Consider the following 20,877-nt stretch of genomic DNA (forward strand, 5'->3'; position numbering starts at 1 on the left):
TACGGACGATCCGTGGTGCGGTCAGTCGGAGATCCCGTCGATGTCGACCAGCACGTGGCGCGGGCCGCGGAAGATCTGGTTGCGCCGGTACGGCGGCGGGTCCGCGACGAGCCGCGGGTTCTGCACGCGGCGGACGAACTCACCGACCGCGGCCTGGACCTCCAGCCGCGCGAGCGGAGCGCCGAAGCAGAAGTGGATCCCCTGGCTGTAGCCCAGGTGCTGGTTGTCGGGACGTTCGAGGTCGAGCTCATCGGGGTTGTCGAACCGTTGCGGGTCGCGGTTCGCCGAGCCGTACGCCAGGAAGATCGGCGCGCCCTTCGGGATGGTGGTGCCCGCGATCTCGATGTCTTCGAGGGCGGAGCGGGTGTGCCAGAACTGGACCGACGACTCGAAGCGCAGCAGCTCCTCGACCCCGGGCACGATCAGCTCGGGCCGGCGGCGCAGCTTCTCGAGCGCGTCGGGGTGCCTCAGCAGGGTGAGCACGCTGTGGGCGATCAGATTGACGGTGGTTTCGTGCCCGGCGAAGAGCAGGAGCACGGCATTGCTGACGAGAGCGCCCTGGGACATGCGCCCCTCCGGGCCGTCGTGGTGCACCATCGCCGAGAGCATGCCCGGGCCGGGTTGCTTGGCGTACTGGTCGAGCAGCCCTGCTATGTATTGCCCGAACTCCTGCACGGCCCGGCGCCCCCCTTCGACCTGGCGCTGGATCTCCGCGGAGGCGAACTCCGGGCCAAGGTCGAAACTCTCCAGGGCTGTCTGGATCCAGGCGTGGAAACGCGGTTCGTCTTCCAGTGGCACGCCCAGGACCTTGCAGATCACGGTCACCGGCAGGGGGTAGGCGAACTCGTCGACGACATCGATCCGGGTCTTGCCCTGCAGGTTGTCCAGGAGGTCGGCGACGATACGGCGAATCTCGGGTTCCAGGTCAGAGATCTGGTGGGGCGAATGGGGCGGGCCGAAGAAGTGTGGCGTCATCAGGCCGCGATCTCGATCGTGCTCGGGCGGGTCGGAGGTGATGATGTTCGGCTCCAGAATGACCTCCGTAATCGTCTCGGTCCCCTGCTCCGCCGCCGCCGGGGCGGCCCCGGGGCGCTTCGTGATGTCCGAGCTGACCCGGGGGTCGTGGAGCAGCGTGACGATCTCGCGGTAGGTGCTGACGACATAGGTGCCGTCCGGCTGCCGCGCCACCGGGGTCTTGCGGAGCTCGTTGTAGAAGGGGTACGGATTGGCGCGGTTTTCGTAGCGGAGGACCTGCTGCCAGGGGGTTTCCTCGACCATGATGCTCCTCATCGATTCTGTTGTGCTGTCCGGTGACACGCGTGATCTCCAGGGGCGCGTCAGCGACCTCGAGGCCGGAACTCGGCGCTGCGCTCGCTCGGGTCGTGGCCGGTCAGGACAACGTCGGGTATCGCGGTCGGGACGCCCGGTTGCGGGAACTCGGCCGGGATCGGCTTCATGTCGTCGGGCCGATCCCAGCCCGGCGGCGGAGGCGGGAACGGAGCCGATTGCTCGATCAGCCGTGCGTAGTGCTCCAGCCACTTGCCGTGATCGAAGCTGACGGCGGCGACGATGCGGCCCCGACGACCGTAGGCGGCGGTGAAGCGGCGCTGCTCGACGGATCCCTGCGTGAAGACGATCTCGTCCCCGAAGGGCGGCACGCCGACGGACTTGATGTTGACGCCGAACTGACCGGACCAGAAGCCGGGCAGCAACAGGTGCGGGTAGTAGTTGGGCTCGAGGTTCACCATGTTGTGGGCGGCGATCTCGGCACCGAGGACGGCATTGTCCCAGTGCTCCATGGCGAGAAACTGGTACTCGTACAGCACGTGGGGTGCGCGCGCCACGTCCCCTGCCACGTAGACGGTGTCGGTCGCCACGCCGTTGATGTCGAAGGCTCGACCACCGGCGTCGCAGCCGACGCCCCAGAAACCGACCGCCAGCCCGGAGCCCTCCAACCATTCCACGTTGCGGATCGACCCCAGCGCGGCCACCACCACATCGGCCTCGATGGTGGTTTCGTCTGAGAGCCGAGCACGCCGTACGTGTCCGCTGGCGTCGCCCTCCAGCGACGACACGCCCACCCCGCAGCGCAGATCCACGCCATGGTCGCGCTGCAGATCCGCGGCGATCTCGCCGATCACCCCGCCGAGCGGGCCGACCAGCGGCGCCGAGCCCCGCTCGGCCACGGTCACCGGAAGATCGAGTTCCCGGCAGACGGAGGCCACCTCCGAGCCGATGAACCCGCCGCCGATGACCAGGACCCGCGACGGCCGCGCGGCCAGCGCCTGTTGCAGCCGCGCGGCGTCATCACGCGAGCGCAGCGTGTACACCCCCTCCAGGGCGGCCTCGGTCGGGTTGGGCCACTGCCGCGCGCGGGTGCCCGTGGCGATCAGCAACCGGTCGTACGGAACCTGCTCGCCGTTGGCCAGGCGCACCTGCCTGGTGGCCCGGTCCAACCCGGTGGCGGCCACCCCCAGCCGCCACTCCGCATCCAGTGCCCGCAAGCGGGGCAGCTGGGTGTGATCGGCCGGCACCCACCCTTTGAGCACCTGCTTGGACAGCGGGGGACGGTCGTAGGGCTCATAGGGCTCGTCCCCGATGATGGTCAAACGTCCGTTGAAGCCCTCCTCGCGCAAGGCTTCGGCGGCCCGCAGTCCCGCCAGGGAGGCACCGACGATGACGATCCGGCCGTTGGCCTTGAACTCTCGCACCAACTCCGCGACCGTTGCCGCCAGGGTCATGACGCCCCACCCGCCTCCGCACCGTCCAAGCGGTCCATCACGATCGCTTGCACCGGGCAGGCCGCAACAGCTCGCTGAACCTGCAGGCGCCGCGCGTCATCGGGGTTCGGCTCGTAGGTAAGCGCCTCCTCACCACTCAACCTGAAGACCTCGTGGGCCAGAAACACGCACTGTGCGTATCCCTGGCACCGATTCAGGTCCACCACGATCCGCATGGGCAAACCCCTTCCGCCGTCCGTACCTCCCGGCCCACAACGAACCATCGACGCGCTCATTCGGCTACGTGGCTATTCGGCCTTCCACCAAGAGACCAGCTGGACAACCCACCCATCGCCTCAGCCGAGACCGCACGCTGAGCACCCCCGCAGATTCGCTCAGGCGAAAACTCTGCTCACCACGTCAGCGCCGACCACCACGCCAGCGCCCCAATGTGCCGCACCACGCCACCATTGGCGATTTCGCAATGGGTCCAAAGGGCCGGAAGTCCCCGGAGACGAGATCGGGGCCAGTCGACGAGATGCGTCGCCACCAGGGCACCCCGGTCACGGCGCTGAACCGGTGCTCTCGTGCGGTGGCGTACCTGTGCGACCAATCGCCAGGCGAGCCTGGGTGTGTGCCGAGTTTCGAACCCTCAGTGCACGGCCGGCGGAGGTATGGCCTGCGTGGAGTACACGGGTGACCTGGCCGAGCGGTTCCGGCTCGCCACCGACTCGGAGTACTGGGTCGCGGTGTACTTCAAGTCCTGCGAGGACAAGGAGAAGTTCCTCCGCAACGCCGGACTGCTGGCGATCAGCGACAAGTACATGGACGGCTACGCCGTGGCCAGGGTGCTCGGCTTGGAGATGGACGACGAGCAAGGGAAGACGTCGACTACTGCGGCTACCTCGATGAGCTGATCACCACGAAAGGCGCACCGGGCTGGCACTACCTGTTCGCTGACGTGTCGCTCGCGGACGAGGAGTTCGGCATCGCCGCGAACAAGCTCACCAGCGTGCTCGAAGTGCTGACCGAGCTTTTCCCAAGCCACGACTACGAACCCTTGCGGGCGCGCCTGGCCGAGCGGCTCTGACAGCACCAACAAGAACCAGTAGCCAATTTCCCCCAAAAACCGGCGTCGCGGCATCCGGTTGACGATGTCGCATGTTGATGAACGGGGGGGCACCTGCTGGCTCCACCAGGTCGTGACGTCACCGGGGCGCAGCAGGTCGGCCAGCGTGGCCCGCAGCGGCCAGCGGCGGAGGGCGGCGTAGCCGCGGATGTGGCGGAGCGCGGTCACGGGGTGCCGCCACAGCAGGCGATGCAGGTAGGACAAGGGTCCAGGTCCCTTCGAGCTCGCCTGCCGACGAGCGGTCATCGCGGAAACTGGCCGGCCGCTTCGGCAATCGCTATGTGCCCCCAGCCGTCTCGGCCGCGCGCAGCCAGTCGGCTTTCCCTTGTGCTGCAAGGATATCGCCCCTGATTAACCGTGGCCGCTGCGCACCGTCACCGGACGCATCGCGACAAGGCAGGGGCGTTCAGGATGAGCCGTCGCTGCCGCAACCAGGCTCCGTCCGCAGCCTGGACACGATCCGGTAGTCGACGTGAACCTCGCGGTATGTGACGCCCGCGAGAACGGGGTCTGGGAGGTGGGTGCGCTCGCTGCCGGACACCGACTCCTCGCCGGGATGGCCCGTGAATTCGACCTGGGTGTCCGGCACTTCGTGAAAGCGCATCTCCCGCGCGTACACCATGCTGGTGAACGTCACCTCCGCTGCTCCATCGACTGTCACTGGTTCACATCCCGTCCCGTCGGTCTGGGCCGCTTGGGAGGCTCCCGCCGTGGCCCGCCTGGCGCCCAGCGTTCGGTGGGTGTGCCGGCCTGGGCGCCACGTCTGGCCTTTCCCCCTGCTCGCTCCCGTGGGCGTTGACCGCCCTTGGTGGGACGGCTCGTGTCCTCGTCACCGACGGCTTCCCCGACATCTTCGACCGCTTGGTCCACAGTTCGTCCGACCTGTTCGACGGCGCCTCTGGTGGTTTCGCCCACCTCTTCGACGGTCTCGCCGACGTCTTCGACCGCTTCACCCGCACCGCGCCCGACGTCCTTGACCGCCTCACCTGCACCTCCCCCGACCTCTTCGACCGCCTCACCCGCACCGCGCCCGACCTGCTTGACCGCCTCACCAGCTCCCGCACCGATACCCTTGACCGCCTCACCAGCTCCCTCACCGACACCCTTGGCCGCCGACTCCACGCCCCGGGTCACGTGTTCGAGGATTTGCGGGTTGCGGTCGATCGTCTTCAGCACTCGGTCCAGGATCGCGGCGACGTTGTCGAGGCGAACCTTCAACAGCGCCTGCGCCTCGACGCCCTTGATCTCGAGCGCTACGCGCCCCAGTGCCGCGTCCACCCCGACATTGAGCTTGAGCAGGTCCAGGACCTCGGCTTGCAGGGACACCCGGGCGCGGAGATCCTCGACCTCGAGGCTGATCTCGTCCACTTTCAGGACAGGGATGTCCAGGAAAACGTCCGGCCGCCCGTTCGCCTCGCCGCCTAGCTCGAGTTCGTCGTAGCTCTGCTGTTCGTCGGTGTCGCCATCCTCCGGCTCGACCTCGAACCGGTCCTCGCCGGGTTCTTCCGATGCACCCTCGGACATGTCTCCCACACCCCTGAAATGTCCTGGAGGTTCGTGACGCCGTGCCGCCAAGGTAAACCCGCAACGTCGCGGGCACCGGGCAACGCGCGACCGGAAATCTGCCGGTAGCCGGCAGTGAGTCGTCTGGGCCGCCATAGCTGCCACACGACTCACGGCCCGTTTCGCCACCGCGATCCAGTGTTGGTGCGGCTGAACCGCCCCTTTTTGTGATGCAGCCCTGGCTCAGGGGCATGTCGACGTTGAATCCGGACCCGCTCTCGGTTCCTGGGCGCATGTAGTCGTGCGGCGCGTGTGGATATGGACGCCTCCGCGTGCTCGGCCGTGGGCGAGGTCGGCGGCGCGCAGACAGCAGCGCACCCACATGTTGAGTTGCATTTCCTTGGCCAGCCGCGCTCGTGCGTAGAGCAGATTCACCAGCCGGGTGCTGGGGCGCGCCCAGGCTTCGATCTCGAATCGAACCGCCTCTTCCTCCGGCCGGGCGCGGAACTCGATCTGCCCGGCTTCGAGGTGCCCCCGCAGCGTCACCATCCGAAACGAAGCGTCCTCGCAGGCCACCACCCGGACCGGCGCGTTCCACGGCCCCGGCATCCGGACCACGAGCTCGTCACCGACCCGCAGACCACCTTCCCCACCTCGGGTTCGTTGCACCGTCGCGACCTCGCGCGGGAAGGCTCGGTTGAGATCAGTCATGACCACCGCCATCAACGTGGGGGCGTCGAGGTCGCCGGCCTCGATCCGCACGCTGAAGGTGCGGTGGAACAGCTGGCCGGTCCCATCACCGACCAGCTGGCAGCGCTCGTCGATGAGGTCATCGGGCAACGCAGGGGGCAGGTCCGACTCATCTCCGCACTCCTCGCTCCGGTGCAGCGGCGTGATCTGCCACAGGTAGCGCCACGAGATCAAAGCCATGCCGAGCAGCAAACGCGCCACCGCGAGCGCGCGGCGGACGAAAGAACCCTTGGACGCCACAACGGCACTCCTTTCGCGTGGATTGCCCGGGCCGGGCATGCTCGTGTCATGCCCCGAAACGCCAGCGATGACACGGGGAGGACCAGTGGTCGTTCGGACACTGCACCAGGTTGGGCTGCGCAGCACCCATCTACAGGTGCTGTCGCTGGGGTCGGTTCTGCTGTGCTTGGGCCTGTGGGTCAGGGCCAAGACCGTCGACGAGGAACAGCGCGGCAACGCCGAGCGCCGAGCCCTGTTCACCGGTTTGTGGCCACCAACGCTGTGGTTGATTGGTGCTTCGCTGCACGAACTCGAACGAAGTCGCGATGCGCGCTCGACTGCTCCGCGGCGTTGACTACGTCTCAGCTCTGGGGAACTTGCGGCACCGCCAGGTGAATTTCACCGCTGAGCAAGTCCAACCGCCGGAATGGCACTTCGACACCTACCGCCAATACCTCGCGCGCGAACGACCAGGCCCGCCGGAGCCCGGCGGCGCCTGGGAGATCGCCTGCCGACTCGTCCGGGACTACGAGTTCTCGGTGCCTGCGATCGTCCGTGCCGTCTACGACCGCCGCGACCCCCTGCTGGGGCGGGACATGCTCCTCGAAGGGCGCTTCCACGGGTTGCGCTTCTACATGGGCGTGCGTGTGACCCATGTGGTCGACGAGACGCGTGGTGGCTCGCAGCAGGTGTGGGGCTGGGCTTATGCGACGCTCGAAGGCCACCTCGAGCGCGGCAGAATGAGCTACGAACTCGTCAAGGACCTGGAGTCCGGCAAGGTCGAGTTCGTGATCACCGGCTTCTCGCAACGCTCGCCCGCCCTGGGCCCGATCACCCGGCTGGGCTGGTCGCTGTTCGGCCGCCGCACCCAGCTGCGCTTCTACCGCCAGTGCGGCGCACGCCTGCGCAGGCTGGTGCAAGACCGCCTCACAGGCGCCACCGCAGCGGCGACCGTCCTGCACGAGGGAGACCTGGTGCTTGCGCCCTCCGGCATCCACCCCACCGCCGGCGATCTGCTCGCCGTGCGGTGGCACCATCCGGGTATCTGAACATCGCGAGTTACCGGAGAGGTCCGGCATTGCGAAGATCCACCGCCGCAGGTGGAAGTGGCGCGCCGACTGCGCCCGCGCTGGGGTCACATCGACTCGGCGTAGCGAATGCGGAAGCGGGATCTGATTGCTGTACGCCTTCGCTTGCCATCTCCGTGGAGAGCACCTCGGCCCGGTCGGGCAGCTGGCCCAGGAACGTGAGCACCGTTTCACAGATCGACATGCTGGGTAGGTCTGAAGGCGGTGCGCCTCTGTTGTCTGGAAGGAGACGTCGATGGCTCGCAACCTCGCCCACAAGCTCATTGCCTCGCACCTGGTCGACGGCGATCTCTCACCCGGCTCGGAGGTGGCCATCAGCATCGATCAGACCCTGACCCAGGACGCCACGGGCACGCTGGTCATGCAGGAAATCGAGGCCCTCGGGATCACGCGCGCCCGAACCGAGATCAGCGTGCAATACGTGGACCACAACCTGCTCCAGACCGACGAGAAGAACGCCGAGGACCACGAGTTTCTCCGGTCAGCTAGCCAGCGCTACGGCCTGTGGTTCTCCAAGCCCGGCAACGGCGTCTCGCACCCCACCCACATGCAGCGCTTCGGTCTTCCCGGCAAGACCATGGTCGGCTCCGACTCGCATACCTGCGCGGCCGGCTCGCTGGGGATGCTCGCCATCGGCGTCGGAGGCCTGGAAGTGGCGCTGGCGATCGCCGGCCACCCCCTGCGGGTGCGGATGCCCGAGATCTGGGGCGTGCGGCTGACCGGAGAACTCCCGCCGTGGGTCTCGGCCAAAGACGTGATCCTGGAGATGCTGCGCCGCCACGGCGTCTCCGGCGGTGTCAACCGCATCATCGAATACCACGGCCCCGGGTTGGGCGGGCTCACGGCGATGGACCGGCACGTCATCGCCAACATGGGCGCCGAGCTGGGCGCGACCACCACGGTGTTCCCCGCCGACTCCGCAATCCGCGATTTCCTGCGCGCCGAGGGCCGAGAGGACGACTTCCGGGCGCTGGCCGCCGACGCCGACGCGCCGTACGACGTCGAGGAGCACATCGATCTGACCACGCTGGAACCGCTGATCGCCCGCCCCTCCGCCCCGGACAACGTCGTACCGGTACGGGAAGTCGCCGGGACCGAGATCAGCCAGGTCGTCATCGGCTCCTCGGCCAATCCCGGCCTCCGCGATTTCGCGATCGCCGCAGCGATGGTCCGCGGCCGCCAGACCGACCACGCGGTCAGCTTCGACATCAACCCCACCTCGCGGGAGATCCTCGAAGACATGACGCGCATGGGCGCCACGTTCGACCTGATCGCGGCCGGGGCGCGAATCCACCAGTCCGGCTGCATGGGTTGCATCGGCATGGGACAGGCACCCGCGGTGGGGCGGAACTCCCTGCGCACCTTCCCGCGCAACTTCCCCGGCCGCTCGGGCACACGCGGGGATTCGGTGTGGCTGTGCTCTCCGGAGACCGCGGCCGCCTCAGCGCTCACCGGCGTGATCACCGACCCGCGCGACCTTGACCAGGCCTACCCCGAACTCGCGCTCCCGGAAAACGCCTCGGTCAACACCGCCATGCTCGTACCGCCCCTTCCGGAAGAGCAGGCACGCGCGGTGGAACTGGTCAAAGGGACCAACATCTCCGCCCTGCCGGACTTCCCGCCGCTGCCCGACAGGTTCGAGGCGCCGGTCCTGCTCAAAGCCGGTGACAACATCTCGACCGACGAAATCTCGCCGGCGGGCGCCAGGGCCCTGCCGCTGCGTTCCAACATCCCCGCGCTGGCCGAGTACACCTTCACCCGGATCGACACCGACTACCCGCGCCGCACCCGCTCCCACCCCGAGGGCCACATCGTGGTCGGCGGGCACAACTACGGGCAGGGCTCCTCGCGAGAGCACGCCGCGATCACACCTCGCTACCTCGGACTCCAAGTGGTGATCGCGAAGTCCTTCGCGCGAATCCACTGGCAGAACCTCGCCAACTTCGGCATCGTGCCACTGGAGTTCTCCGAGCCCGGCGACTACGCCGACATCGGCACCGACGACACCCTCGTCCTCGACGGCCTGCGCGAGGCCCTATTGACCGGTGACGAACTCGACGTACGCAACACCACCCGCGACCGAACCTTCCGAGTGCGACACCGCCTATCCCCTCGACAGGTCGAAGCGGTGATCGCAGGCGGCGTGATCCCCCTACTGGCTTCCCGCGCGGCTTGACGGGCAGCGATGACTTCTCGAGCGGTACAAGTCGCTCGAGCGGACTCTTTCGCTGCGGTCCCCGTCAAACACCGCCGTTTCGGAGGGTCTGGGAGGGGTGGACGCCGAAGCGCTTGCGGTAAGACGAAGCGAACCGTCCGAGGTGGGTGAATCCCCAGCGGTGGGCGACGTCGGAGACGCTGTCCGCTCCGGCCCTGAGTTCGGCGTGAATGCGTTCGAGCCTCGTGTCGCGGAGGTAGGTAATTGGTGGGACGCCGACGTGCTCTCGGAAGCTTTCCTGCAACCGCCGGGCACTGACCCCGGCGACGCGGGCCAGCTCGCCGAGGGTGTACTGCCGATCCGGATGAGCCTGGATCAGGTCTACGACCCGCCGAACCGTTCGCGGACGCGCGGGAGGCTGCGTACGGGAAAGCTCGTCGGTGTAGTTGTGTTGTTGCGCGATCAGCAGGCCAGTGAGCAGTGAACGCTCCACGTGCCCCAGTACGGCGTCATGGGCCAACAGGCTCGTCGGAGTGTCGGCATCGGCGAGCAGCAGGTTGACCAGCGCCAGCCAACTGCGACCGGCCGGGGACCCGAGGTCGAAGTCCAGGGCGAAACGAAGCGGAGCGCTGGGCGGGCGCCCAAGGAGTCCGTCGAGTTCTGCGTCAAGTGAGCGGCGGTCGATCTTAAGGGCGATTTGTGCGGCGCCGGGGCTGCACCGCCGCAGCACGTGGTATTCGTTCGGAGTGAACACCGCAGCCCTGTTCCGTGTGGCGATGACTTCCTGACTGCCGCAGGCGGACACAACCGTGCCGGTGGAAACGACGTTGACGTGGTAAGCGGAGTCGACCACTTCTGTTCGGATACAAGGGACTTGTGTTCGCGACCATGGGAGTGGCTGCGCTGTCGGTAGTGGTGTGGGCGCACCACATGTACGCCACCGGCGCGGTGCTGCTGCCATTCTTCGCCTTCACCACGTACGTGCTCTACGGCCCAGTGGTCTTCGCTGCTTTCGCCGGCATCTACTTCTGGTTCCCGAAGATGACGGGTCGGATGATGGACGAGCGGCTGGCCAAACTGCACTTCTGGCTGACCTTCATCGGCTTCCACGGCACGTTCCTGGTCCAGCACTGGCTGGGCAACGAGGGCATGCCGCGCCGGTACGCCGACTACCTGGAGTCCGACGGGTTCACCACGCTGAACACGATCTCCACGATCGGCGCCTTCATCTTGGGCGCCTCGATGCTGCCGTTCCTCTACAACGCCCTGAAGAGCTACCGCTACGGCGATCCCGTCGGAGTGGACGATCCGTGGGGATTCGGGAACTCGCTGGAATGGGCCACTTCCTGCCCACCGCCGCGGCACAACTTCACCGAGCTACCCCGCATCCGCTCCGAGCGCCCGGCCTTCGAGCTGCACTACCCGCACATCTCGGAGCGGATGCGGCTCGAGTCGCACGTGAGCCTCACCGGTCGACCAGTACACGCAGGTGCCGTGCCGTCGAAGAAGGCGGCACAGGCCGTGGTGCCATCCGAGCAGGGCGAATGCGATTTCCGCAAGAAGTGACGCGCCGGGCGCATGGCACCCGCGCCTCTGTCCATCCCTCCAATATCAAAGCACGTGACTGCGGGGGCCTTGATCTCGCAGTCCCCGGGTGATCGCGAGGTCGCTCGCGTTGGGCTCGGTGCTTGGAGGAGTCGAAGATCGCCCACCCGCTGAACTGGATCCGTATCGGCGCACTGACGATGATCGCGTTGCGGCCGGCTGCGACGGCAGGTGTCGGCTCGACCAAGTTCCCAGCACTCGGGCTGATGCCTGGGCCCTCTCCAGCGTTGCGGGGTGCGTAAGGCGTACGAAGAGCACATCCCCCGGCTCTGACGAGTGGAGAAAGCAGACAAGATCGATTGGATATTTGTTCGCTCACGACAATGGGCACGGCCCAGGCCTCGGCCATCCTCGGCATGGAGCGGTTGCGTCGAATCACGGGAGGGCTGGTCATGGTCGGCGATATCGAAAACACCCGTCGTGGTCCGCGGATCGCGTTCGTGACCGGCGCACGCCCGGCCAACCATGCGGCCAACTGGTTCAAACAGGCGCGCAACCGGCGGTGACCGCCCCTCTCGGCCGATGCAGCACCGCGGCTCCTTGGTAATGCGCAGTCTGCGTATCACCAAGATCAGCGAGCCCTGAACGGACTGCCGGTTCCGGCACTGCGCGCCTGCACGCGCTATCGCACCGAGATATGTTCCGGCTTCATCCGCGTCGCGGAAGGTTGATCAACGAAGCGGACACGGGCTGCGATGCACGCGCCGCCACGCACCCGGGACATCGCTGATCAACACCGGCCTCGCTCGGGCAAGTCACCGCCACCTCTTCAACCGCCGAACGCATTTCGGTGGTTAGAGATCCGCGACCAAACCAATCGATCGACACAGAGGAATACCATGACCACCACTCAACGCCGCTGGCTGACCCAGGATGCTTACGACCGGCTGCGGGACGAACTCGTAGAACTGCTCGCCCACCGTTCCGCTGGTTCTGAACGCGGCGATGGCACGGTCGACAGCGAGTCCGACCAGTTCGTGGATGAGGGGCGTCGGCGCGCCCGCATCCGCCAGATCCAGGGGTTGCTGTACAACGCGGTGGTCGGTCAAGCACCACCGGACGACGGGGTCGCCGAGCCCGGCATGGTCCTCACCGTCCGCTTCGACGACGGCGAGACCGAAACGTTCCTGCTCGGTGCGCGTGATGGAGCCGACCTCGACGGGCTTGCGGTCTACTCGCCCGAGTCACCCCTCGGGGCCGCCCTGTCCGGGGCCAGGCAGGGCGAGCAACGGACGTACAGCGTTCCCAACGGTGGGACGGTGCAAGTAACGCTCCTGCGGGCGGTACCCCACGGGCACCACCGTCCGTAGACGCCCGAAAAACAGCACGGGACCGCGCCACCGACACATGACGGGCGGCCGTGGTCCTGGGGGCGGCGTCGCAGGTGTGACGCATGAACAGCGCGTCGCCGTCACGGTCATCCGCTCGTCCGCGTCCAGATGTGAACCGTCGACTCAACACAAGGGGTGCGCCGTGCACGTGGGTACGTTCTCGATCGCTGCCTACGACGTAGTCGCTGGGTGCGCAGGTGTCGCGGTCAGCAGCCGGATGCCTTCGATCGGGGCGTTGTCGGTGTTCGCCCGCGCCGCTTCCGGGGCTATCGCGACCCAGGCGTTGATCAACCCGTTGCTCGGGATCGACGGCTTGGAGCTGCTTCGGACGCATTCTGCCGACGAGACGTTGCGCAGACTTCTCGCTTCGGATCCCGGAGCGGATTCCCGACAAGTGGCCATTGTGGACAAATATGGTCGTTCTGCTGCCCACACCGGTCCGGAAACGCATCCGTGGAGCGGTCACAGAGCAGCGCCGGGTTACGCGGTGGCGGGAAACATGCTCGTCGATATGCGAACGGTTGACGCCATGGCCGAGCAGTTCGAAGCCACTGCGGGCAAACCACTTCACGAACGATTGCTCTTGTCGCTTGAAGCGGGCCAGCAAGCCGGCGGGGACAGGCGCGGAAAGCAAAGCGCAGCGTTATACGTGAACAACGGAGAACCTTACCCGTACCTGGACCTGCGCGTGGACGATCACCCCGAACCGGTGGCCGAGCTGCGGAGGATCTACGAGGTCGCGAAACGAGAGCTGCTGCCGTTCGTCGAAGCGCTCCCGACCAGGAAGAACCCGCACGGCAGGTTCGACGAATTGTTCGAGCCCCCAGCACATCCGATTTTGACGCGCGCGGAGCCGAGTCCCGTGCGGGGCGCACAAACAGCCACGCCCGCGCCCCGCCGTCGAGTACCACCTGCACTGGACGGTTGAAACAACCACCACCCGATCCGGGCGAATGCTGCCCAGACCACGCGCCGCCCGGAACCGGCGACGACCACCCGGGCCAGCCACCACCCGGACCGTGTATTCGCGCCGGCGACCCAGGTCAGCAACGCGTGATCGGAGCACATGAGCTCCATCCCAGCCGACGGGGCACGAAGGTGTTCGAGGTTGCCCCTCACCCGCCGGCGCCGCTGTTCGGTGGTTTCGCCGACGGGTCGGCCAGGCACGAGGAACGACCTGGCCCATGCGGGCCAGCCCCGCCGGCCCACCGGGCGACATCAACATCCCCGCCCATGACCAGACCAACGAACGACCTTGCCCTCGTCTGCCCATCTCAGTCGGCATCGGAGGGTCAAGGCGCTGGAGCCCGATGTGCGCGGGCTTCGTCACCGGATTCGTCGAGGGACGCGATCCAGGAGGCGACTTGGGTGCGGGAGGCGAAGCCGAGCTTGCCCAGCATGCGCTCGACGTGGCCGTCCACGGTGCGGGGCGAGATCACCAGGTTCTCGGCGATGGCGCGATTGCTCAGTCCCGTGGCGATCAGGCGCGCCACCTCCAGTTCCCGGTCCGTGAGCGGGCAGCTTCGGGCGACGCACGTCGCGGTGGTGGGCTTGACGGCTGCGTCGATTTCCAGGGCGAGCTCGATCGCCTCGGCCTTGGTCAGATGAGCCAGGCGCTGGGTGACCTTCGCCACCCGTTCCGCGCCCACCGTTTCGACGACCTGTTGGGCCAGGCGCAGGGAGTCTGCGGTGATGTGGGGTCCGAACGCGTCGATGGAGGTGCCGAGCCGGTGCCACACCGCTCCGGCGGCAGCTCCCAGCATGGCGGCGTTGTCCGCTTGCTGGTTGGACATGGCGATCCAGGACATCAGCTCCAGCACCAGGGCCGTGCAGACGCCGTCGGTGAAATCGCGCTGGATCTCCAGGGCCGCCGTCGCGGCCTGCTTGGCCGCGGCCATGTCGCCCGCGCGCCAGTGCTGCAGGCCGCTGATCCACAGGGCGTAGGCGTGATTCCAGCGTTCTCCGTGCCGGGCGCTCACGGCTAGCACCTCCCGGCAGGTCTCCAGGGCGTCGCCCGCGGGCTCCTGGAAGTTGCGCGCCATGGCGAGCTGGAACTGCGCGGTGAGCACCGCGCCGGTGCTGCCGAGCGCCCGGTGCCCCTGCACAGCCCGGTGGTACAGGCCGATCGCCGTGGGCAGGCTGCCGCTGAAGAGGTGGTACAAGGCCCGCCAGTTCGCAGCGTGCGCGGCCAGCTCCTGGTCGCCCAGCACCACTGCCACGTGCTCCAGCTCCGCTAGGCGGACGGCGGCGGCCTCGCGATCCCCCTGCAGGAGCGTCGCCCAGGCCGCCACCCACAGCACCGAGCCCCGCTCGACGGTGTCGCCGTCCAGCACGTCGAGGATGCGGTCCAGCCATCGCCTTCCCTCGCTGAGCGAGCCGCCGGCGATCCAGTGGTAGCGCAGGAAGGACGCGAGCCGGCCGCCCGCGGGACGCTCGTCGGGTGTGGCGAGGGACCATTCCAGCGCCGCGAGCAGGTTGGCGTGGTCTCGCCGCATGGTTGCGAGCATCTCGTGCTGCCCGGGCCCGCACCAGCGCTCCACCATGGAGCGGGCCTGGCGCAGATAGTGATCGCGCATGCGGCGCCGCAGCACTGGCAGTTCCCCGAGTTCGTCGAGCCGCTCGGCGCCGTATTCGCGCACGGTCATCAGCTGCCGGTAGCGAACCCGTTCACCGATGTGCTCGGCTATCACGATCGACTTGGCGACGAGCCGGTCGAGGACGTCGACGACGCGCTCGGCGGCGAAGTCGCCGAACCCGCAGACCTCCTCGACCGCCGTCAGGTCGCATCCGCCCGGGAAGACCGACATCCGCGCCCACAGCAGGCGTTCGTCATCGGAGCACAGCTCGTGGCTCCAGTCGATCAGTGCTCGGAGCGTCTGCTGTCGCGGCCGAGCCACGCGACTGCCGCCGGTGAGCAGTTCGAATCGGTGGTCCAGGCGCTCGACGACCTGGCCGACGGACAACGTGCGCAGCCGGATGGCGGCGAGTTCGATGGCGAGCGGCATCCCGTCGAGCCGTTCGCACAGCTGTTGGACGGCAAGGCGGTTGGCATCGGTGACGGCGAAGTCCGGGGCGACGCTGCGCGCCCGGTCGACCAGCAGCTGAACGGCTTCGCTGTGGTCGACGCTCGCGGCGTCGTGCAACTGCTCGGCCGTCGGTACCGACAGGGGCGGGATCACGGTGACAAGCTCGCCCGCGATGCCGAGCGGTTCGCGGCTGGTGGCCAGGACGCGCAGGCCCGGTGCCGTTTCGAGAAGTTCGGCCAGCAGTTCGGCGGTGGCCGTCAGCACGTGCTCGCAGTTGTCCACGACCAGCAGCACCTGCTGGGTTCCCAGATGATCGACCAGTTGCTGGGTCGCGGACCGGTTCGACTGGTCCAGGACGGCGAGCGCCGAGGTGAACGCGGAGGCCACCTCGCGCGCATCGTCGAGGCTGGCCAGCTGGACGACCTGAATACCGTCCCGGAACGCCCTGCGGGCCCGGTCCGCGACCACCAGGGCGAGCCGCGTCTTGCCGATGCCGCCGGGACCGGTCAGCGTGACGAGCCGGGAGGCCGACAGATTCCTGCGCACGCCGGCGATCTCCTGCCGACGCCCCACGAAACTGGTGAGACCGCCAGCACCGACCAGACAACCGCGTCCACTGTCGTCGTGCATGGTCTTCGATGTCCTCGCCTCGGCCGTTCCGCTGACCCTATGTCGAAGGACACTTCGTGCCAAGGACGCACGCCCGGAGAAACACGGGCTTTCCCCGGCCAGCGCTCCGATTCATAGTCCCGCGACCACAGCCCATATCTTCCGCGAATCAATGCGATCACGGGTTCGAAGTGATGAGTACCCGCACGGGCAGAGGGGGTACCGAAGGGGGTCATCTCACCCGAGACCGCGGCCACGCCCGTGTTCAGTCTTCTATCACCACGACGCGGGCCGATGCCGTGGCGGGCACGGCACCGGCCCGGGTGCCATACCTCCACAGACAGGAGCGGGGCGATGTCACATACGAGGAGGAGCCGCTTGGTGAAGGAACCTGGCAGAGCGGCCGACCAGGCGTCCGCCATCGGCGGCACCGGATGCGGGAAGAGCGAGCGCCTCGCATCCGCCGGCTCTCCGGGGCGGGCCACATGAACCAGCGCCACCTCCGGAACGCCTTCGGCCGCTTCGCCACCGGCGTCACTGTCGTCACCTGCGCCACCTCCGACGGCGGACGCCACGGCGCCACGGTCAACGCGTTCACCGCCGTCTCCCTGGAACCGGCCCTGTGCCAGGTGACCCTCACCCGCCAGTCCAAGGCGTGCCGGTATCTGAAGGACACGCCCTTCGCGGTCAACATCCTGGCAGCCGGCCAGGCCGACACCGCCTGGCACTTCGCCGGCCGGCCCGTGGAGCCGGAACCCCGGTGGTCCGACGGTCCCCTCGGCCCCGTGCTCACGGGAGCGGCCGCCACGATCTCGTGCCGCCCGTGGCGCACCTACGACGGCGGCGACCACCTGATCGTCATCGGCGAAGTGGTCGAGGCCGACATCACCGATCTGGAACCGCTGCTGTTCCACGCCGGAACCTTCCGCCACCTGGACCGGCGGGACGCGGGCGCCCACTGGGGCGCCTGCCTGGACAGCCCCGAGAGCGGATGGTTCACCGGCGCACCGGCCTTCACCGCGATGAACGCGAAGCGCGCCACGCGGCACGCCTCGTAATTCCCGATCACACACCTTCGAGATCAGCTAGGAAAGACATGACTCAGGAAGACACCCGTTCCCCGGCCGCCCCACCCGCGGCGAACGTCCGCAAGACCCGCCCGCTGACGGGCGACGAGTACATCGAGTCCATTCGCGACGGACGGGAGGTGTGGGTCTATGGCGAGAAGGTCAAGGACGTCACCGAGCACCCCGCCTTCCGCAACTCGGTGCGCATGACCGCGCGGCTGTACGACGCCCTGCACGACGCGGACAAGCAGTCGGTGCTCACCGTGCCGACCGACACCGGCAGCGACGGTTTCACCCACCCGTTCTTCCGCACGCCGCGCAGCCGCGAGGACCTGATCGCCGACCGCGACGCAATCGCCGAGTGGGCGCGGATGACCTACGGCTGGATGGGCCGCAGCCCCGACTACAAGGCGTCCTTCCTCGGCACCCTCGGCGCCAACAGCGACTTCTACCAGCCCTTCGGCGACAACGCCCGGCGCTGGTACACCGAGTCCCAGGAGAAGGTCCTCTACTGGAACCACGCCATCATCAACCCGCCGGTCGACCGCGACCGCAACCCCGACGAGGTCAAGGACATCTTCGTCCACGTCGACGAGGAACGCGACGACGGCCTGGTCATCAGCGGCGCCAAGGTGGTGGCCACCGGCTCGGCCATCACCCACTTCAACTTCATCGCCCACTACGGCCTGCCGATCAAGAAGAAGGAGTTCGCGCTGGTCTGCACCGTCCCGATGGGCACGCCCGGCATGAAGCTGATCAGCCGGCACTCCTACGCGATGAACGCCGACGTCATGGGCAGCCCGTTCGACTACCCGCTGTCCAGCCGCTTCGACGAGAACGACACCATCTTCATCCTCGACAAGGTGAAGATCCCCTGGGAGAACGTCTTCATCTACGGTGATGCCGAGAAGGCCAGCACGTTCTTCCCCGGCTCGGGTTTCCTGCACCGCTTCACCTTCCACGGCTGCACGCGCCTCGCCGTCAAGCTCGACTTCATCGCCGGACTGCTGATGAAGGGCGTGGAGGTCACCGGCACCAAGGACTTCCGCGGCATCCAGACCCGCGTGGGCGAGGTCATCGCCTGGCGCAACCTGTTCTGGGGCCTGACCGACGCCATGGCGAACAACCCGGACTCCTGGAAGGACGACGCCCTCCTGCCGAAACTCGACTACGGCCTGGCCTACCGCTGGTTCATGACCCTGGGCTACCCGCGGATCAAGGAAATCATCATGCAGGACCTGGGCAGTGGACTGATCTACCTCAACTCCAACGCCAAGGACTTCTCCGTCCCGGAGATCCGCCCCTACCTGGACAAGTACGTGCGCGGGTCCAACGGTTACGACTCCGTCGAGCGGGTCAAGCTGATGAAGCTGATCTGGGACTCCATCGGCAGCGAGTTCGGCGGCCGGCACGAGCTGTACGAGCGCAACTACTCCGGCAACCACGAGCAGGTGCGCGCGGAGATGCTCTTCACCGCTCAGGCTTCCGGCACCGCCGACGCCATGAAGGGCTTCGCGGAGCAGTGCATGGCCGAGTACGACCTGAACGGCTGGACCGTGCCTGATCTGATCAACCCGGATGACGTGAGCATCCACGGCCGCTGACCGCTGCTGCCGGGACGGTCCGGTGCCGCCCCGGCCCAGCTCCGAGCAGCACGATGAGCATCACCCGTACTTCGACGCCCCTCACCGCGACGGGTGAGGGCGCTGCTCGGCGCGGTGCATCACGACGTGGACCGGGCGGCTGAGCCCGAACTGATCCCGCGCCCCATGGCCGACGGAGAAGGCGGCCTCGCGCGGCGGTACGACTTCGTCCTCGAACGGGCCTGATACCAAGGATGCGGATGTGACAGCACAATCGTCCCCGAGCCGCCCGGAGTTCGCGTCGGCACTCCGGTCCTCGGGTACTACGTGGACGGGCCTGCGCGACGTGCCCTCCGACTGGCAAGGCGGCGCGGTGACCATGGGCGTCTTCGACGGATTCCACCGTGGTCATGCCGCGCTGGTCCGGCGGGTGCGCGAGCGGGCGGCCCAGCACGAGCTGCCGTCCGTGTTGCTCACTTTCGACCCGCACCCGCTCACGGTGACCTGCCCGGAACGCGCGCCCAGGCAGTTGGCGTCGCTCGAAGAACGCGTCCGCCTCGCCCACGGCCTCGGCATCGACGCCGTACTCGTGCTGCCGTTCACCGCGGCGCTGGCCGGCATGGCGGCCGACGAGTTCGCCGATCGAGTCCTCGGCCACGCGCTCCGGGCTCGCGCCGTGGTGGTGGGCGAGAACTTCCGCTTCGGCCGAGGGGGCGGTGGCGACACCGCCCTGCTCGGCCGCGCGGGAAGGCGGCTCGGCTTCACCGTGGACGCCGTGCCGCTCGTCGCCCACGGCGGCCGGGCCTGCTCCTCCACCCTGATACGCAGCTGCCTGGCGGCCGGTGACCTCAAGGGCGCCGAAGAGCTGCTGGGACGCCCGTGGCGCACGGCGACCTCCGCGCCGGCGATCGACGACATCGCGGAGCATCAGGAGTTTCATTGATCGTGTCTAGCCGCTTGAGCCTGGTTGGGCGGTGTGATCTGGAATGTGCGGCCGTCGCGCAGGAGTGTCCAGATGACGTCGACCAGGCGGCGAGCGAGCGCGATCTCGAGCCAGCGCGCGATGACCACAAGAGACACAAACCGATGATCAAGAAACTGAAATGCACCAACGCTCTCTTCCGCCGGGAGAATCCGTCCTCCGGTGGGTGCCAACTGTGACTTCGGCCGGAACAACGGAAGGCAGGATTTCGGTTCCGGGGGGCAGGGTCTGGTACCGCAGGATGGGCAGCGGTGGCGTACCGCTGCTCCTGGTCCACGGCGGGCCTGGTTATCCGAGTGACGTGTTGTTCGAGGCGTTCGAGCCGCTCGCCATGGAACGCGAAGTCGTCTGGTACGACCAGCTGGGAGTGGGGCGTTCGGATCGCATCGAGGACACCGCGCTGCTGACGGGAACGCTGAAAGAGTGGGACATCTTCCACGAACTCGAACGGATCAGGATCCCGACGCTCGTCCTCGGCGGGGAGTTCGACGAATGCGTTCCCACGCACCTGGCCGACATCGCCGCCCAAATTCCGGACTCGGAGCACGTCACGCAGGCCGGCGCGGCGCACATGGGCTACCTGGAGGCCGAACCGCTCCGTGGTGAGTATGTCGGCATGATCCGGGACTACCTGGCACGCGTCGAGACTCGCGGATGGTGACCACGATCGGCTCCACTGATGGTGCGCGGCCAGCGGTCGGTCCGCTGCGCCGGACCCGACGGATCGGTCACCGGCTCCGGCGTGGCAGTCGCGGCGGCCGTCCACCCTCCCTCGACTCGGTCGCCTACCGCAAAACCAACATGCCGTGGAAGCGGCATCAACCGCCTCCAACGCCACCAGGCAGCGGCGACCCAGTTCGACAAAACTTGCCGCCCGCTACCTCGCCACCTCCACCACACAGCCATCAACGAGTGGCTCCACTCACTTCGAAACACGCCGTAGCAGATCATCCAGAAGTATCTGCTTGAGGAGTTCAGGTCGATGCGGATGAACGAGATCCTGCCCGACCACATCCGCGACTTCCTCCGCCGGCTCCAGACCCACGGGGCGCTCAACTACTTAGTGCATCTCGTTCAGCACCATACGTAGTTCTCCTTTAGATTTTGTTC

20 protein-coding genes and 1 pseudogene are annotated in these 20,877 nt (G+C 67.5%); 13 read left to right on the plus strand and 8 right to left on the minus strand.

The genetic code is table 11. The features are described 5' to 3' along the window. Positions 1 to 21 precede the first annotated feature (21 nt). From AB0H93_RS33565 to AB0H93_RS33575, 3 genes are read right to left on the minus strand one after another with little or no spacing between them, the layout of a single operon-like run. Positions 22 to 1,278, minus strand: a complete 1,257-nt coding sequence (locus tag AB0H93_RS33565) for a cytochrome P450 (protein ID WP_358578375.1) — start codon at positions 1,276 to 1,278, stop codon at positions 22 to 24. A gap of 59 nt (positions 1,279 to 1,337) precedes the next feature. Further along, a complete protein-coding gene (locus AB0H93_RS33570) occupies positions 1,338 to 2,741 on the minus strand; it encodes an FAD-dependent oxidoreductase (RefSeq protein WP_358578377.1) in 1,404 nt (467 codons plus the stop codon). Continuing rightward, entirely contained in the window at positions 2,738 to 2,956 is a 219-nt protein-coding gene (locus tag AB0H93_RS33575) for a ferredoxin (RefSeq protein WP_358578379.1), read from the minus strand. Before AB0H93_RS33575 ends, AB0H93_RS33570 begins: the two co-directional genes overlap by 4 nt. A gap of 447 nt (positions 2,957 to 3,403) precedes the next feature. Between AB0H93_RS33575 and AB0H93_RS33580 the strand changes: the two genes are divergently transcribed. Both AB0H93_RS33580 and AB0H93_RS33585 read left to right on the plus strand, forming a co-directional pair. Further along, the gene (locus tag AB0H93_RS33580) at positions 3,404 to 3,637 is read left to right on the plus strand and encodes a hypothetical protein (RefSeq protein ID WP_358578382.1); all 234 of its coding nucleotides are present in this window, start codon (positions 3,404 to 3,406) and stop codon (positions 3,635 to 3,637) included. A 44-nt stretch (positions 3,638 to 3,681) separates the two neighbouring features. After that, a complete protein-coding gene (locus AB0H93_RS33585) occupies positions 3,682 to 3,810 on the plus strand; it encodes a hypothetical protein (protein WP_358578385.1) in 129 nt (42 codons plus the stop codon). A gap of 445 nt (positions 3,811 to 4,255) precedes the next feature. Here the strand turns inward: AB0H93_RS33585 and AB0H93_RS33590 are convergent, their stop codons facing one another. The 3 genes from AB0H93_RS33590 to AB0H93_RS33600 form a co-directional block, all read right to left on the minus strand. Beyond that, positions 4,256 to 4,486 carry a hypothetical protein gene (locus tag AB0H93_RS33590; RefSeq protein ID WP_358578387.1) on the minus strand — a complete coding sequence of 77 codons (231 nt, stop codon included), beginning with the start codon at positions 4,484 to 4,486 and terminating at the stop codon, positions 4,256 to 4,258. 20 nt (positions 4,487 to 4,506) lie between these two features. Beyond that, a complete protein-coding gene (locus AB0H93_RS33595) occupies positions 4,507 to 5,373 on the minus strand; it encodes a hypothetical protein (RefSeq protein WP_358578389.1) in 867 nt (288 codons plus the stop codon). Between the two features lie 222 nt (positions 5,374 to 5,595). Then, a complete protein-coding gene (locus tag AB0H93_RS33600) occupies positions 5,596 to 6,342 on the minus strand; it encodes a DUF1990 family protein (protein ID WP_358578392.1) in 747 nt (248 codons plus the stop codon). A gap of 85 nt (positions 6,343 to 6,427) precedes the next feature. On the opposite strand from AB0H93_RS33600, the gene AB0H93_RS33605 reads away from it, so the two are divergent. The 3 genes from AB0H93_RS33605 (at position 6,428) to AB0H93_RS33615 (ending at position 9,585) form a co-directional block, all read left to right on the plus strand. Continuing rightward, positions 6,428 to 6,676 carry a hypothetical protein gene (locus tag AB0H93_RS33605; RefSeq protein ID WP_132490720.1) on the plus strand — a complete coding sequence of 83 codons (249 nt, stop codon included), beginning with the start codon at positions 6,428 to 6,430 and terminating at the stop codon, positions 6,674 to 6,676. Positions 6,677 to 6,713: 37 nt separating this feature from the next. Beyond that, positions 6,714 to 7,370 (plus strand): DUF1990 family protein, encoded by a 657-nt coding sequence (locus tag AB0H93_RS33610; RefSeq protein ID WP_358578394.1) that lies wholly within the window; start codon positions 6,714 to 6,716, stop codon positions 7,368 to 7,370. 274 nt (positions 7,371 to 7,644) lie between these two features. After that, positions 7,645 to 9,585, plus strand: a complete 1,941-nt coding sequence (locus AB0H93_RS33615; protein ID WP_358578397.1) for an aconitate hydratase — start codon at positions 7,645 to 7,647, stop codon at positions 9,583 to 9,585. Positions 9,586 to 9,649: 64 nt separating this feature from the next. Here the strand turns inward: AB0H93_RS33615 and AB0H93_RS33620 are convergent, their stop codons facing one another. Further along, positions 9,650 to 10,525, minus strand: a complete 876-nt coding sequence (locus AB0H93_RS33620; RefSeq protein ID WP_358578400.1) for an AraC family transcriptional regulator — start codon at positions 10,523 to 10,525, stop codon at positions 9,650 to 9,652. Between AB0H93_RS33620 and AB0H93_RS33625 the strand changes: the two are divergent. From AB0H93_RS33625 to AB0H93_RS33640, 4 genes and pseudogenes are all read left to right on the plus strand, one after another. Then, positions 10,408 to 11,130, plus strand: a pseudogene (locus tag AB0H93_RS33625) (cbb3-type cytochrome c oxidase subunit I); the annotation flags it as partial. The gene AB0H93_RS33620 and the pseudogene AB0H93_RS33625 sit on opposite strands and share 118 nt — an antisense overlap. A gap of 362 nt (positions 11,131 to 11,492) precedes the next feature. Then, positions 11,493 to 11,675, plus strand: a complete 183-nt coding sequence (locus AB0H93_RS33630; protein ID WP_358578402.1) for a hypothetical protein — start codon at positions 11,493 to 11,495, stop codon at positions 11,673 to 11,675. A gap of 333 nt (positions 11,676 to 12,008) precedes the next feature. Continuing rightward, on the plus strand, positions 12,009 to 12,479 hold the full coding sequence (locus AB0H93_RS33635) for a GreA/GreB family elongation factor (RefSeq protein WP_358578404.1): 471 nt from the start codon (positions 12,009 to 12,011) through the stop codon (positions 12,477 to 12,479). A gap of 169 nt (positions 12,480 to 12,648) precedes the next feature. Beyond that, positions 12,649 to 13,428: a DUF1028 domain-containing protein gene (locus tag AB0H93_RS33640; protein ID WP_358578406.1), complete on the plus strand. Its 780-nt coding sequence runs from the start codon at positions 12,649 to 12,651 to the stop codon at positions 13,426 to 13,428. A 364-nt stretch (positions 13,429 to 13,792) separates the two neighbouring features. On the opposite strand, the gene AB0H93_RS33645 is transcribed toward AB0H93_RS33640, so the two are convergent. Further along, positions 13,793 to 16,156 carry a LuxR C-terminal-related transcriptional regulator gene (locus tag AB0H93_RS33645; protein WP_358578408.1) on the minus strand — a complete coding sequence of 788 codons (2,364 nt, stop codon included), beginning with the start codon at positions 16,154 to 16,156 and terminating at the stop codon, positions 13,793 to 13,795. Positions 16,157 to 16,620: 464 nt separating this feature from the next. Between AB0H93_RS33645 and AB0H93_RS33650 the strand changes: the two genes are divergently transcribed. From AB0H93_RS33650 to AB0H93_RS33665, 4 genes are all read left to right on the plus strand, one after another. Continuing rightward, entirely contained in the window at positions 16,621 to 17,193 is a 573-nt protein-coding gene (locus AB0H93_RS33650) for a flavin reductase family protein (protein ID WP_358578410.1), read from the plus strand. A 38-nt stretch (positions 17,194 to 17,231) separates the two neighbouring features. Further along, entirely contained in the window at positions 17,232 to 18,806 is a 1,575-nt protein-coding gene (locus AB0H93_RS33655) for a 4-hydroxyphenylacetate 3-hydroxylase N-terminal domain-containing protein (RefSeq protein WP_358578413.1), read from the plus strand. A gap of 241 nt (positions 18,807 to 19,047) precedes the next feature. Continuing rightward, positions 19,048 to 19,728 (plus strand): hypothetical protein, encoded by a 681-nt coding sequence (locus tag AB0H93_RS33660; protein ID WP_358578415.1) that lies wholly within the window; start codon positions 19,048 to 19,050, stop codon positions 19,726 to 19,728. A 280-nt stretch (positions 19,729 to 20,008) separates the two neighbouring features. Further along, positions 20,009 to 20,428, plus strand: a complete 420-nt coding sequence (locus AB0H93_RS33665) for a hypothetical protein (RefSeq protein WP_358578418.1) — start codon at positions 20,009 to 20,011, stop codon at positions 20,426 to 20,428. Positions 20,429 to 20,877: the final 449 nt, after the last annotated feature.

The sequence above is a fragment of the Saccharopolyspora sp. NPDC050642 genome, assembly GCF_040654735.1.
GTDB lineage: Bacteria > Actinomycetota > Actinomycetes > Mycobacteriales > Pseudonocardiaceae > Saccharopolyspora > Saccharopolyspora elongata.